Source organism: Paenibacillus sp. JNUCC-31 (assembly GCF_014844075.1).
Classification (GTDB): domain Bacteria; phylum Bacillota; class Bacilli; order Paenibacillales; family Paenibacillaceae; genus Paenibacillus.
The window spans coordinates 2620854-2635059 of sequence record NZ_CP062165.1; the positions used below are offsets into that span (position 1 = coordinate 2620854).

11 protein-coding genes are annotated in these 14206 nt (G+C 43.2%); 1 reads left to right on the top strand and 10 read right to left on the bottom strand.

The window, feature by feature from the left end; translation table 11 throughout:
• Positions 1–62: 62 nt before the first annotated feature.
• On the bottom strand, positions 63–1112 hold the full coding sequence (gene argC / locus JNUCC31_RS11450; RefSeq protein WP_192271207.1) for an N-acetyl-gamma-glutamyl-phosphate reductase: 1050 nt from the start codon (positions 1110–1112) through the stop codon (positions 63–65).
• A gap of 330 nt (positions 1113–1442) precedes the next feature.
• Between argC and cls the strand changes: the two genes are divergently transcribed.
• Complete coding sequence (cls, locus tag JNUCC31_RS11455) at positions 1443–2891, top strand: cardiolipin synthase (protein WP_192271209.1); 1449 nt, start codon at positions 1443–1445, stop codon at positions 2889–2891.
• A 217-nt stretch (positions 2892–3108) separates the two neighbouring features.
• Here cls and JNUCC31_RS11460 read toward each other — a convergent pair whose 3' ends face one another.
• The 9 genes from JNUCC31_RS11460 to fliD all read right to left on the bottom strand — a co-directional run bounded on the left by JNUCC31_RS11460 (position 3109) and on the right by fliD (position 14197).
• Positions 3109–4014: a YitT family protein gene (locus JNUCC31_RS11460; RefSeq protein WP_192271211.1), complete on the bottom strand. Its 906-nt coding sequence runs from the start codon at positions 4012–4014 to the stop codon at positions 3109–3111.
• Positions 4015–4113: 99 nt separating this feature from the next.
• A protein-coding gene (gene prfB / locus JNUCC31_RS11465; protein ID WP_192271213.1) for a peptide chain release factor 2 occupies positions 4114–5227 on the bottom strand; the annotation gives its coding sequence in 2 pieces (ribosomal slippage) (positions 4114–5154 and positions 5156–5227; 1113 coding nt in all).
• A 441-nt stretch (positions 5228–5668) separates the two neighbouring features.
• On the bottom strand, positions 5669–8173 hold the full coding sequence (secA, locus tag JNUCC31_RS11470) for a preprotein translocase subunit SecA (RefSeq protein ID WP_192271215.1): 2505 nt from the start codon (positions 8171–8173) through the stop codon (positions 5669–5671).
• A gap of 860 nt (positions 8174–9033) precedes the next feature.
• Positions 9034–9597 (bottom strand): ribosome hibernation-promoting factor, HPF/YfiA family, encoded by a 564-nt coding sequence (gene hpf / locus JNUCC31_RS11475; protein ID WP_192271217.1) that lies wholly within the window; start codon positions 9595–9597, stop codon positions 9034–9036.
• A gap of 416 nt (positions 9598–10013) precedes the next feature.
• Positions 10014–10211 carry a cold shock domain-containing protein gene (locus JNUCC31_RS11480; protein ID WP_024631599.1) on the bottom strand — a complete coding sequence of 66 codons (198 nt, stop codon included), beginning with the start codon at positions 10209–10211 and terminating at the stop codon, positions 10014–10016.
• 246 nt (positions 10212–10457) lie between these two features.
• Positions 10458–11702 (bottom strand): flagellin lysine-N-methylase, encoded by a 1245-nt coding sequence (gene fliB / locus JNUCC31_RS11485; protein ID WP_192271219.1) that lies wholly within the window; start codon positions 11700–11702, stop codon positions 10458–10460.
• 284 nt (positions 11703–11986) lie between these two features.
• Positions 11987–12322: a flagellar protein FliT gene (gene fliT, locus JNUCC31_RS11490; protein ID WP_192271220.1), complete on the bottom strand. Its 336-nt coding sequence runs from the start codon at positions 12320–12322 to the stop codon at positions 11987–11989.
• 2 nt (positions 12323–12324) lie between these two features.
• Positions 12325–12708 carry a flagellar export chaperone FliS gene (gene fliS, locus JNUCC31_RS11495; protein ID WP_192271221.1) on the bottom strand — a complete coding sequence of 128 codons (384 nt, stop codon included), beginning with the start codon at positions 12706–12708 and terminating at the stop codon, positions 12325–12327.
• A 19-nt stretch (positions 12709–12727) separates the two neighbouring features.
• A complete protein-coding gene (gene fliD, locus JNUCC31_RS11500) occupies positions 12728–14197 on the bottom strand; it encodes a flagellar filament capping protein FliD (RefSeq protein WP_192271222.1) in 1470 nt (489 codons plus the stop codon).
• Positions 14198–14206 lie beyond the last annotated feature (9 nt).

Sequence of the window (14206 nt, forward strand, 5' to 3'; positions counted from 1 at the left end):
GATCCGATTCTCCTTAGCTGGTTCCGGAATGACGTCTGCACGCTCTTCCACCAAACCAATCCTTACGGATATACCGGCGTCATGTTCAGCCCGAGGTTCTCCTCCCATCCCATCATCAGGTTCATATTTTGAATCGCTTGCCCGGATGCACCTTTCACCAGGTTGTCAATAACCGAAATGATCGTCAAACGACCTGTACGAGGGTCAGCGGCAAATCCGATATCACAATAGTTCGATCCGTACACTTCCTTGGTTGAAGGCCAGATCCCCGGCTCACGCACACGCACGAAAGGCCGATTCTCATAATATTTGCGATACAGATCAATGATTTCACGGTCACTGTGTTCGCCAGTTAGTTTGGCATACATCGTACTCATGATCCCACGCGTCATCGGCACCAGCTGCGTTGTGAATGTTACTGTGACTGGAGTTCCAATGATATTGCCCAGCACTTGCTCAATTTCAGGAATATGCTGATGTTTATTGAGTTTGTATACTTTGAAATTCTCATTCATTTCTGCATAATGATTCGTCAGACTTGTTCCCCGTCCCGCACCCGATACACCGGATTTGGCATCAATGATGATACTGGAAGGATCAATCCATCCCGCCTCAACAGCTGGAATCAAGCCGAGTAACGTAGCCGTCGGGTAACAGCCTGGGTTGGAAATAAAGCTTTTGCCCTTCACTTCGTCTCCATACACCTCTGCCATGCCGTATACCGCCTGTTCCAGCAATGAAGCAGATGGTGCCGGGTGTTTATACCACTCTTCATACACCGTTCCATCCTTGAGTCTGAAATCTCCAGACAGATCAATGACTTTAAGACCTGCTTCAAGCAGGCTCGGAACGAGTTTCGCGCTTACACCAGACGGGGTTGCTGTGAACACCAGATCTGCACGACTTGCGATCTCAGCCGGGTCTACTCCGTCGAGTGGCCTATGAATCACGTCCGTCAAATGCGGGAATCCATCTGCGATGGACTCACCACTGCTGGATGAAGAGATTACCGAAGTAATTTCAACCTGCGGATGGTTCTGGAAAAAACGAATCAGCTCCACCCCGCCGTAGCCGGTGGAACCGACGATTGCCACTTTTAATTTGTTATTCACTCTCGCTCCCCCAATCTCGTTGTATGCGCTACTTATACTGTTCTCCTGCTCTCAATGAGCCTTCATACAGCAATTCCGTCGCTTCTATGCATATTTGTGTATTATTATACGACTCTAGTTATATAAATACAACACTCTCTCATCAATTTCACATGGATTCTTATGGCTCCCGAACATATCTTTCCAACATCTGCGGACGAACCGGGATACTTCTGCTAAAATACGTATTATAGGAAACATTACAACCAGGGTCTAATTCATAATCAATCTACACGAGGAAGGGTTTATGAATGGATTCATGATGGTCATTATGAAACATGGGGGACTACAGTGCATATCGAATCCATTTTACTTGTTGTACTCCTGGGCCTGAATATTATTTTCGCTGCGGCGGTCGTCTTCTTCGAACGAAAGGATGCGAGTGCATCCTGGGCCTGGCTGCTTGTCTTGAACTTTATTCCGGTGTTCGGGTTTGTACTCTATCTATTAACAGGGCAAAATCTGACGCGCTACCGGCTTTTCCAGTGGAAAGAGCGCAAGAAACTCGGGCTTGAAGAACGTATTGCTAGCCAGCTTGAACAGCTGCACGACAATCGGACACCGTTCCGTAACCAAGCGACAGAGAGCAGTCAGGACATGATCTATATGAACCTGAAGCAGAACGATGCTCTACTGACTGAAGACAATGCGGTCGAGATTATTACCGACGGGACAGACAAATTCCAGCGATTACTCGATGATATCGAGGCAGCGAAGGATCATGTTCATGTGCAATATTACATTTATAGAGGTGACCGACTCGGCAAAAGAATCCGGGATGCACTCATCCGCAAAGCGCGGGAAGGCGTCAAGGTTCGTCTGCTATATGACGCGCTGGGATCACGGCGGGTATCCAAACGCTTTTTCAAAGAGTTGCGCGAAGCAGGTGGCTTAGTTGAAGTCTTTTTCCCATCCAAATTCAGTCTGATCAACTTGCGTATGAACTATCGAAATCATCGTAAAATTGTCATCATTGACGGTAACCTTGGATATACAGGCGGGTTTAATGTAGGAGATGAATATCTTGGTTTGAACTCCAAGTTCGGATACTGGCGAGATACTCATTTGCGTATTCAGGGGAACGCCGTTCATGCGCTTCAGACCCGTTTTCTTCTGGATTGGAATGAAGCGTCCAAACAGCATGATACTCCGTATGTTCCGGCGCATTTCCCACATATTGAGGGGACAGGAACAACGGCCATGCAGATTGTGTCCAGCGGACCGGATGCAGAGACAGAGCACATCAAGAATAGTTATCTGAAGATGATCAATGGAGCCAAACACTCCATTCTGATTCAGACGCCTTATTTTATCCCGGATGCCAGTGTATTCGAAGCCATTCGTCTTGCGTGCCTGTCAGGGATTGATGTTCGCATTATGATTCCCAATAAACCGGATCACGCCTTCGTATATTGGGCTACGCTATCTTATATCGGTGAGTTGTTAAAAGTGGGCGCTACCGTATTCATCTACGATAATGGCTTCATTCATGCCAAAACGCTTATTATCGACAGTATGGTCGCATCTGTGGGAACGGCTAATATTGATTACCGCAGCTTCCGATTGAACTTTGAGGTCAATGCATTTATGTATGATGAGGCCATTGCGACTGCACTTGTGCAGACGTTTGAACATGATCTTCTTGTTTCCCGTGAGATGACACTGGAGGAGTACAATAAACGCAGTGTGAAGATCCGCTTCAAAGAAGCGATCTCTCGTCTGTTGTCTCCGATTCTGTAATAGCAGATATGCGTTGCAGACCAGACAAACTACCGATTCATGTTATTCGGTGATTTTCTCTGTCCATAACGTCCATCGATAAGATTTTAATTTAATATTTAATTGTCGCCATAAGTAATTTCAATAAAAAAGCAGGGACGACCTCGCCAGATCCGGCTGAGACTGTCCCTGCTTTTTATATACAGATGATTCATGAAATATACTATGGTATGCGTATTTACGTGTGTTCGCGCTTAAAGCCTTCGCCAAGCACTTCATGCGCATTACTAATGATGACAAAAGCCCCTGGGTCTACCGACCGGATTAATGCTTTTAATCTCGGTACCTCATTTTGCCCAACCACAACCATCAGTACGGTTCGCTGATCATCGGTGTATCCGCCTTTTGCCTCCAGCTTCGTCAATCCGCGATCCAGATCTTCGAGAATCACCTTCGTAATCGGTTCGATCTGGTTAGAGATAATGTACGCCACCTTGGAGTACCCCAATCCCATCTCTACGGCATCAATGACTTTCCCTGTAACGTACAACCCAATCAGCGCATAAAGCGACTGCTCCAATGACAATACAAAGGCTGCCATAATAATGACTGTAGCATCCATAATCACGACGCAAAGAGAGTAACTCAGTCCACTGTACTTTTGCACGATTCTGGCGAGGATGCTCATGCCTCCTGTTGAACCTCTCCCCCTGTATACAATCCCAATACCAAGTCCAACCCCAATTCCTCCATAAAGAGAACCGAGCAGCGGATTCGTTGTTGGAATAGCCCAGTCTTTCGTGAGATAGACAAACAGTGGAAGCACAATACTTCCGAGCACTGAACGGATACCATACTGCTTGCCAATCAGGAGAAAACCTGCGATCAGAAGAGGAATATTAATGGCCCACTGGGTATAAGCCGGTTCAAGCCCCAGCCAATGTTTGCCCAATATCGATAACCCGGATACTCCGCCTGACGCAATCTGGTTTGGAAGTAAGAATAAATTAAAGGCCACGGCAATCAAAAACGAACCTAAAATGATGGATGCGGTATCCACGACATTTCTCCAGGGGCCGTTCAGGGGGATGAGGGTGGTCAACCTCTTTTTGCGATTATTGTGTAAATGCTGTTGCTGCTGCATGTCATCGTGCTCTCCTTTTTTTGTATATATGCTCAAAAAAAAGCCCCTGTATACACCAGCATACGCCTACACGTATCGGGTCTATACAGGAACTTTTGATTAATCGGTATCTACTTTAATCTGGCTGCGCAAATAACCATCGATGAATCCATCGAGGTCGCCATCCATAACTGCTCCTGTGTTTCCAGTCTCCACGCTCGTACGGTGATCCTTTACCATACTATAGGGATGGAATACATAGGAGCGAATCTGGCTACCCCACGCAATATCCGACTGTTCTCCTCGGATTTCGTCCAGCTGTTGTTTTTGTTCTTCAATTTTACGTTCATATAATTTGGAACGAAGCATCGTCATCGCTCGCTCACGGTTCTTGATCTGTGAACGTTCATTCTGACACGTTACCACCACACCTGTTGGAAGGTGAGTAATCCGTACGGCTGAGTCGGTGGTATTGATATGCTGTCCACCCGCGCCACTCGCACGATACGTATCGATCTTGAGATCTTCTGTTCGAATGTCCAATTCAATCGTGTCATCAATCTCAGGCACCACATCACAGGATACGAAGGAAGTATGCCGGCGTCCAGAGGAGTCAAAAGGTGAGATCCTCACCAACCGGTGAACCCCCTTCTCAGCTTTCAGATACCCATAAGCGTTATGCCCCTTGATGGATAACGTTACACTCTTGATTCCTGCCTCATCGCCTGCCAGATAATCCAGTACCTCCACCTTGAAGCCGCGCTTCTCGGCCCAACGTGTATACATCCGCATCAGCATCTGTCCCCAGTCCTGTGACTCGGTACCCCCAGCACCGGGGTGAAGCTCCAGAATGGCATTCATCTTGTCATACGGCTGATTCAGGAGAAGCTGTAACTCGAACTCTTCTACCTTGCTCACGATGGCCGTCACACTGTTGGCGATCTCAACGGCCAGATCATCGTCGCCTTCTTCATCAGCCAGCTCTGCCATCATCACGGCATCGTCATAATCCTGCTGCAGCTTGGTGTATTGATCCACAGATCCCTTTACCGCATTCAGCTCAGCGATTAAAGATTGGGCCTTATCATTATTATCCCAGAAATCCGGGGCGGACATCTTCACCTCGAAGTTCTCGATCATCTCTTGCTTCAGATCTAAGTCAAAGAGACCCCCTAAGATTTGTTAGTTTCTTGCCTATTTCACGCAGGTCCTGCTTCACGCTTGGATCGATCATGTGCAATTCCTCTTTTCATTAAGATAAGCTCCCCGCATCCAGGGCATTCCTTCAGATCAAGTATCCGATGTTTCACCCTGGAGTCCAGGTTACCTTTATATCGGCAATCCCTTCTCCATGAACATGGTCACATAGTTATAACTATGCACCAATGACAGGTTGTGCATCCTTCACTTGATCATTTAGAATACCCGGCCGCAAGGAGCCGTTCATGTCATTCTATTTAAGTTGATCCAGCATTCGTTACACCTTACCACTCCAATTACAGTAGCATCTTCCGATCACTCTTATCCCCAGATTTTCTTGATTCCCTTTCACAAGGGAAAAATCCGGTGATAAATGCGAACGCTTCGCTTCTCCAGATTGCTTCTGCACTCTCCGTTATGGTGTAAAAAATTCAGATCCAACTTATACGCAGGGTAATATATGAGAGTCGTTTAACTACTCTTGACCGTGACAGTGTTTGAACTTTTTGCCGCTGCCACATGGACAAGGATCGTTACGTCCGATCTGGTCAGACACTTTTACCGGACGTTTCTCCGCAGGTTCGCCGCTGGTCGAGATCTGACTTTCGTCCACAACCGCCTGACGCTCCTGATTGCTCTCGATTTGCGCTCTCATCACATAGGTTGCCACTTCTTCCTGGATCGAAGCAATCATCTGATGGAACATTTCGAAGCCTTCGAACTGGTACTCACGCAGCGGATCTGTACCGCCGTAAGCACGAAGGTGGATACCTTGACGCAATTGATCCATCGCATCAATGTGATCCATCCATTTGCTATCTACTGCACGGAGCACAACCACTTTCTCGAACTCACGAACCATCTCTTCACCGATTCGTTCTTCACGTGCATTGTACTTGTTCTGAACTTTCTCAAACAGGTAATCGATAATCTCTTCGGCTTCCTTGCCCCACAGATCATCCTTCGTTACGGAGCCTTCATCCAGCAATTTGCTGTTCATGTAGTCAGCAACTTCCTGCAGTTCCCAGTTTTCCGGAATATCGTCACCGCAATGCGCTTCGACGATGCGTTCAATGGAAGGTTTGATCATATCCATAACAATTTGTTTGATATTCTCGGACTCAAGCACCTCGCGACGCTGTTTATATATAATTTCACGTTGTTGGTTCATGACATCATCATATTGGAGAACGACTTTACGTACGTCAAAGTTATTACCTTCAACCCGTTTTTGTGCCGACTCTACCGCACGGGTAATCATCCGGCTCTCAATCGGTTGGTCTTCTTCAAAACCAAGACGCTCCATCATGTTCAATACATTGTCTGCACCAAAACGTTTCATCAGCTCATCACCCAGTGACAGGTAGAACTGTGTGGAACCCGGGTCACCCTGACGTCCTGCACGTCCGCGCAGCTGGTTATCAATCCGGCGAGATTCGTGACGCTCTGTACCAATGATATGAAGACCGCCCACTTCAGCGACACCTTCGCCCAGGATAATATCTGTACCCCGTCCAGCCATATTGGTTGCAATCGTCACCGCGCCTGCTTGACCTGCACCTGAGATGATTTCCGCTTCTTCAGCGTGGTACTTGGCATTCAATACCTGGTGTCTGATTCCACGGCGTTTCAGCATGTCTGAAAGACGCTCGGAGTTCTCAATCGATACCGTACCAACCAGAACCGGCTGGTTCTTGCTGTGACGTTCCACGATTTCTTCCACAACCGCTTTGAACTTGCCGTCGATGCTCTTGTACACCACATCAGCCATATCATTCCGTTTGTTCGGACGGTTGGTTGGAATTTGCAATACTTCAAGACCATAGATTTTTTTGAACTCTTCTTCCTCAGTCTTCGCTGTACCCGTCATTCCCGCAAGCTTGCGGTACATCCGGAAATAGTTCTGGAATGTAATCGTAGCAAGTGTCATGCTCTCGTTCTGTACTTCAATGCCTTCTTTGGCTTCAATCGCCTGGTGTAGTCCATCGCTATAACGACGGCCTGCCATCAGACGGCCAGTGAACTCATCGACAATCAGTACTTCCTCATCACTCACCACATAATCGACGTCACGACGCATGATTACGTTGGCTTTCAACCCCTGTACGATGTGATGGTTGAGCGTAACATTGGCATGATCATACAAGTTTTCGATACCAAACGCTTTCTCCGCCTTCGCCACACCAGCTTCAGTCAACGCTACGGATTTCACCTTGATGTCCACCGTAAAGTCTTCTTCTGGAACCAAACGTTTCACGAAACGGTCAGCTGCGTAGTACAGGTCTGTCGATTTCTGAGCTTGTCCCGAAATGATCAGAGGTGTACGCGCCTCATCGACCAGAATGGAGTCCACTTCATCAATGATACAGAAGAACAATGGACGCTGTACCATCTGCTCTTTGTACAACACCATGTTGTCACGCAAATAGTCAAAACCGAATTCGTTATTCGTTCCGTACGTAATATCACATGCATAAGCATGTTGCTTCAACGCATGGTCCATACCGCTCAGGTTAACCCCTACCGTCATGCCCATGAATTCATAAATTTGTCCCATTTCCTGGCTATCCCGTTGAGCCAAATAATCATTGACCGTTACCACGTGTACACCTTTGGACATCAATGCATTCAGGTATACCGGGAGTGTTCCTACCAGTGTCTTACCTTCACCCGTCTTCATCTCTGAAATCCGGCCTTCATGCAAGGCAATGCCTCCGAGCATCTGTACGTCATAGTGACGTTTGCCCAGTACACGGCGAGATGCCTCACGTACGGTTGCAAATGCTTCCGGAAGAAGTTCATCCGTAGTTTCTCCCTTTTCAATGCGGGCACGGAATTCATCCGTTTTGGATTTCAGTTGTTCATCAGACAGAGCCTGAAATTGTGGTTCCAGTTTATTGATCACATCGACTGTCTTCATCAGACGTTTAACATCACGTTCGTTCATGTCGCCGAAGATCTTTTTGACAAGTCCTAGCATGGTATACCCCTTTCGTGCAAAACAGAATAGACCCCCTGCTGCCGCCGCGCGACACCATCGGATGGATATGTATCCACTTGCCCGGGGGTGACAAACGATATAAATAATAATATGGATGAATCAACTCCAGGCTTGCCAAGGTTCCCTCATGAAGCTGATTCGGTAATTCATCCGGATCCGGTTTATTAGAAAAAACCGAATACCGATCCTTATGAATCATGTTCATGGTGCTGTGCCTGTCATTGATTATGATTAGTGATCATTCGTTGACAATTCCTCATCAGGACAATGATTCTCTTTGTATAAATTGTAACAGTTTGTAAGGGTCCCCGCAACAAGCCACGGTACACTTCTTTGAACTTCTGAAGCCTCTCGGAAGGAGAATAAGTGCAAAAAATCATAGTCGTTAGCGGAAGCCTGAATTTATGCCGTTTCATTTCCCAGGAAGATAAGCCATGTTAACGAGTTTCAGTGGTAAATTTGGATGAAAATCTCAATCTCAATATAGAGAAAAAGAATACATCTGAGAATTATATCTGCCATGACATCTTCGTGCTATGAAAATTTAGTATATCCTTTCCACGGATCTGTCGCATTTCTACTATCTATTAGACGTAGCAGCATGGGAAATAGTTTCACAATCTTGCTTCAGCGACTTTTTTCCAGCCACCGCCGCGCGCCAAAGAGCCCCATCCCATAAAGGATGGAGGCTCTTGTTAGTTTTTTAATTCCAATACAGGAAGCATTGTATCCCTGTCATTATTCGTTTTCATTAAGTAATTACTTTTTCTTTTCAAACATAGGTTTAGTCATTCATAGATTCAATCATTAAAACTAGGCTAGGTATTATCATCAATCCATTAACCTTGTTCGATCAAACCGTATTTTCCATCATTCCGTTTGTATACAACGCTGACTTCTTCATTCTCAATGTTGGAGAATACGAAGAAATTATGGCCAACCATGTTCATTTGGAGAATGGCTTCTTCCACGTCCATCGGTTTCAACATAAACCGTTTCGTCCGAACCACTTCCAAATCATCGTCATCCGTTTCCGTATCCAGTTCAGCAGTAGCCACTGTGCCTGTCGGATCTTCCACGAAGAGCGTTTTCAGGCTGCCTTCCTGGCGGAACTTACGGTTAATTTTTGTTTTGTGTTTACGGATCTGACGTTCCAGCTTGTCTACCACGGAGTCAATGGAAGCGTACATATCGTCACTCTCATCCTCGGCGCGGAGCACAAAGCCTTTCAAAGGGATCGTCACCTCTACCGTATGCAAGCCTCTCGTCGTGCTCAATGTAACAGCACCGTCAGAGTTAAGGGGTGCATCGAAATACTTCTCGAGTCTACTCAACTTTTTGTCGACATAATCTTTCAAAGCATCGGTAACCTCGATTTGTTGACCTCGAATACTTAAATTCATAGGGCACTCCTCCTTTTCCTTTGCCACTTCATTATAACACGAATGTAAGCGCCATGTAAAAACTCCAGGTGTCCGAATAATGACATCTGTTCAAGCCACATCAGCCAACATAGGCTTACCGCCATATTTCGCGATATTTCTCCATTTTGAGGCATAATCATTCATTAACATGGATTATCTTAATAGGCGCTTGATGATGTAATTAACCGTTTCCGAGCTGCTTCAATCTGTTATGTAAAATGAACATCAATTTACCTGTTGTATCTGCCAGACTCATACGAATATTGACCTCAACTGATCCTCAAATATCGAATCTATTAAACAAAAAAAGACCCCGGAAAAACCGGAGTCTGATGCTAGCGATAATTCAATTGGTAACCATCTAACCATATATGTAGGTCGGATTGTCCGGATGATTATAATTTGATTACGTTAGCTGCTTGCGGTCCACGCGCGCCTTCGACGATGTCGAATTCTACGGATTGACCTTCTTCCAAAGTTTTGAATCCTTCGGATTGAATTGCGGAGAAATGTACGAATACGTCGCCGCCGTCTTCAGTTTCAATGAAACCGTAACCTTTTTCTGCGTTGAACCATTTTACTTTACCTTGCATGCACTAACATTCCCTTCGTCATCAAATGAAGTGAGGTTGTGTCAAAGACCCTTGCCCACAATTCAGACTATATCACCTAAAGTTATCCATTGTCAATTGGTAACGTAAATGTTTTCTTGGAATTTTTTGTAGATTTTTGTTGCTTAATCTCTAATCGGATACACCTTTAATCCTTATAGCTCACTTCTGAGCTCCAGTAGCTTTTGTGATATGTTTTCAACCATTAAGCACACTAGTTAGTTTAAATCAATTTTTAATTAGTAAACTTAAATGTCCCATAGAAGAAAATTCTTTCTCAGTAAGAAAATCAATTATATTTTTCACATATACATTTGTATGTTCAGATATCTTAGTAAACGATTGAATAAGTTTAAGGACCTTATCTGTTGTTAATCCTTTATGTTTAATTGACATACCAATGAGAAGGAGCTTTAACAATACATAATGACTTACCAATATTGTATATACCTTATAAACATTTTTGCTCTCACTCTTAGGGAATAAGTGGGAATAGATAAAGTTAACAGCATAATTTTCAAAAATATACTCATATTCATCCATGAAGGGTTTATAATAAGAATGATAACCCTTTTGATAAAAATTAACTAAATCTAGTTTATCGTCTGAATCTTTGTGCTCATTGAGTCCATCTAAATAATCTTGCACACAAGAAGCAAATCTTGCATTTGAACCTATGCTTCCAAGATTTTTAGAGATAATATTGTTTAGTGCAATAAATTGAAATTCATGATCCTGGGGAAAAGTTCCATAGTCCTGTAACTCTGCGTTGTTATTGATCATCTCTTTGAAATTTTCAATAAGACCTTTAATATCACTTTCACTTTCTAGGTTTTGATCGATTAACCGTTGCAGTTGTTCACAGAACAAACCCATTATGATTAACCTATGTGGAAAACTGTAATTCCTATTTTGAATAATTTCAATAGTGAAAATTCGGATATCCCAGAAAAAATTCATGAATGTGGGATTTGGCTGATCAGTAAAAACCTGACCTTTCGATTGAGCGTTTTTTTGCAGCATGGCCTCGGTATGTGTAAACTCCATTTTTTCAGGGTTCAACAATGCTAATCTGGCCGCTTCTGGACACGACATCACTGCAGAGATTTCCTGCTCGTTATTTACCCAGAATATATTACGTGGATACGTAGCACATATGGGTGCCAAATATCTTTCTCCAAGCGAAGCTTGTATAGTACATAGCTTTTGTTCGTCTAACATGGAACAACATCCGGTTTTACTATCCATTTTCATTTTTGCAAACTGGTCATTGGTTCTTGAAGGGGTTTCAACCTTTTCAATACCCGATTTAAAGTTATCCCTTAAAGCTTTTTGTGAGACACTCGTTAGATTGGTATAGGTTGTTTTATCAATTTGCACATTCCATCCTATACAGCAACTATCCTCACAATCAGATCCAATACACTTGAAATCTAACATATATTTTGGAACAAGCGCAGCTGCAGTATTCATAATCATTCCACTCCCTAAATCACGTTTTTTTTGATTATTATATTTGAAACAGGTTATAATTTATTTTGCAAATATTCAAAATCTCCTTGGATATATATTTGATAGCCTTCTTCCTCTTCTTCCTCTATGAGTTTAGTTTCAAATGAGAATTTGACTAATATAAAAACATCCAAAACCATTATTCATTATTTAATATATCGGCATACATGATCCAGAAAATTAACTCATTAGTATAGTAGAAAAATTAAAAAACCGAATTTTCTATGAAAATTCGGTTTTCGTTGTCACTTTCTGTCATCAATGAACAGGCTATCTGGAATGTAAGCTGTCTGATACGCAACTTGCTGAGCTTTAATTGCCCCCTGCTTCTCCAAGAAATTTGAAGCTTCGTTTTTAAAGAATTCCATACGAGATTTTATTAGAGAATCGTAGCTAAGAATAGACACAATTTGTTCTTTTTCATCTGCTGTAGGCTTCTCTTGGAGAACCAGGAGTTGCTGAACAAGTAACTCCCTCTCCCCCGTAAAGCTCTCCAACTCTTCATACGTCACTTCACTTAACCTATCTACCATTTGATCCGTTAATAACGTTAATTTAATTAGGATTTGCTGGATAGTCACGTTCAGCCCTCCGCTGTCATTCCAGGCGATTTGGCTGCCTCTAACCATGCTTCTCTCAGTTCAGAAAGATGCTCCAACACTTCCATAGCTATATCCTTGTTCTTTTTAATATTAGCTTCAACAAGTCGATTCAACAAGTACTCATATATAGACAACAATTCAGTAGAAATGGAGTAATTAAAGTTCAGAGAAGCAATTAATTCATTAATAATGGCCTGAGCCTTACAAAAGTTATTGTTAGCCTTCTCTATATTCCGCTCTTCCACACCCTCAATCCCCACATTGACGAAACGAATGGCTCCATCATATAACATAATCAGCAATTTGGGTTTAGAGGCAGTCTGTGCTTGCGTCTGTTGATACTTTTGGTACGGTGAAGTAATCAATTATATACCCTCCTTATAATCAAGACAAGAAGCTGGTAAGTGAGCCAGATATACCATTATACTTGTTAATCGCCACTTCCATGGCGGTGAACTGTTTATAGTACTGTGTCTCCTTCCTTGTCATAAGACTGTTCATAGTCGTAATTCGATTGTCAATATTTCTAAGTTCTACTCCCATCAAACTGGTAGCCAGAAATGATGAATTCAGATCACTGTTTGTTTTGGAAGTTCCCGCTTTTTGAGCCATGCTTTCTAGAGAAGTTGAAGAAATTTTCCGCAGTCTTGTGTAAATACCATCCGTGGCATCATATCTTTGACTTGTTCCAGATGAACCAATTTTCCCTGAACTAAACGCATTAGCAACAATATTTGGGTCTGAAGCGATAGCCTGCTTTAATTTATCTTCATCCAAATAAAGCTTCCCTTTTTCAGACCAAGTTCCTGTCGTAATACCTAACTCGGTAAGATTTATTTTTTTCCCATTGCCAAGATCAATATCCTCTATAATTGAAGATCTCATGTCGGAGATTGCTTGTTTTAATATACTATCATTCTTCAGCATCCCGCTCTTGGCTTTATCTTCCCAGAGCTTGATCTCATCTTCTTTCATACCCTCTTTTTGTTCCGAAGTTAACGGTGTATATTTCAAATACCTTTCTTCATCACTCTTGCTATTAAGCGCCGCCAATATTTCATTATATGCAGTCACAAATTGTTTAACGTTGTCTACGATTTTATCAGTATCTTGTACCACTTCAATTTTGGATGATTGCCCGGTAGTGTGAACACCTGTCAAGTTAATTTCTACACCATTCAATGTAAATCGGTTAGATGATTGCTGCATAGTAATTCCGTTAACTGTTAACTTTGCATTCTGACCAACCGATGGTGTTGCCAGATTGAATTTATCAATAATATCACCACTAAAACTGAGTTGTGCATCAGCTCCTGTGGCTTTGTTCGTTAAAGAAAGCTTGCCTAGTGTTGGGTCATATACAGCTGTCACCCCAGCTTCCTTGTTGTTGTTGATTTTAGCGATCATAGAATCAATTGTATCTGTAGCATCAATGTTTATATCAATATCGTTTATTGTAATTTTCGTTTCAGCTGAAATGTCGGAAATGAGAGTCGAGCCTGGCTTATTACCAATTCCCGTGGTACTTACAGTACTCGCTGCCTTAGCTAGTTGTTGTACACTAATATCAAGTGAACCCGTACTCGCCGCTCCTGTGGCTGAAGCAGATACTACACCGGCCGTTCCGCTAACTTCAGCCTTTTTGGTTTGAGTTGAGCTGCTCAAACTCAAATTCATTAAGTTTGTATTCGAGAATGTAATCAACTTTGAACTTATTTCTCTATAACCTTCACGTTTCCATTCAACCAATTGCTTTTGTTGATTAAGCTTGTCTAATGGTAACCTTTGAGCTTTCATTAGTTTAGCTACCGTTGCATCAACATCCATACCTGAAGCAAGACCTGTGAGTCTCATCGTTTTTTA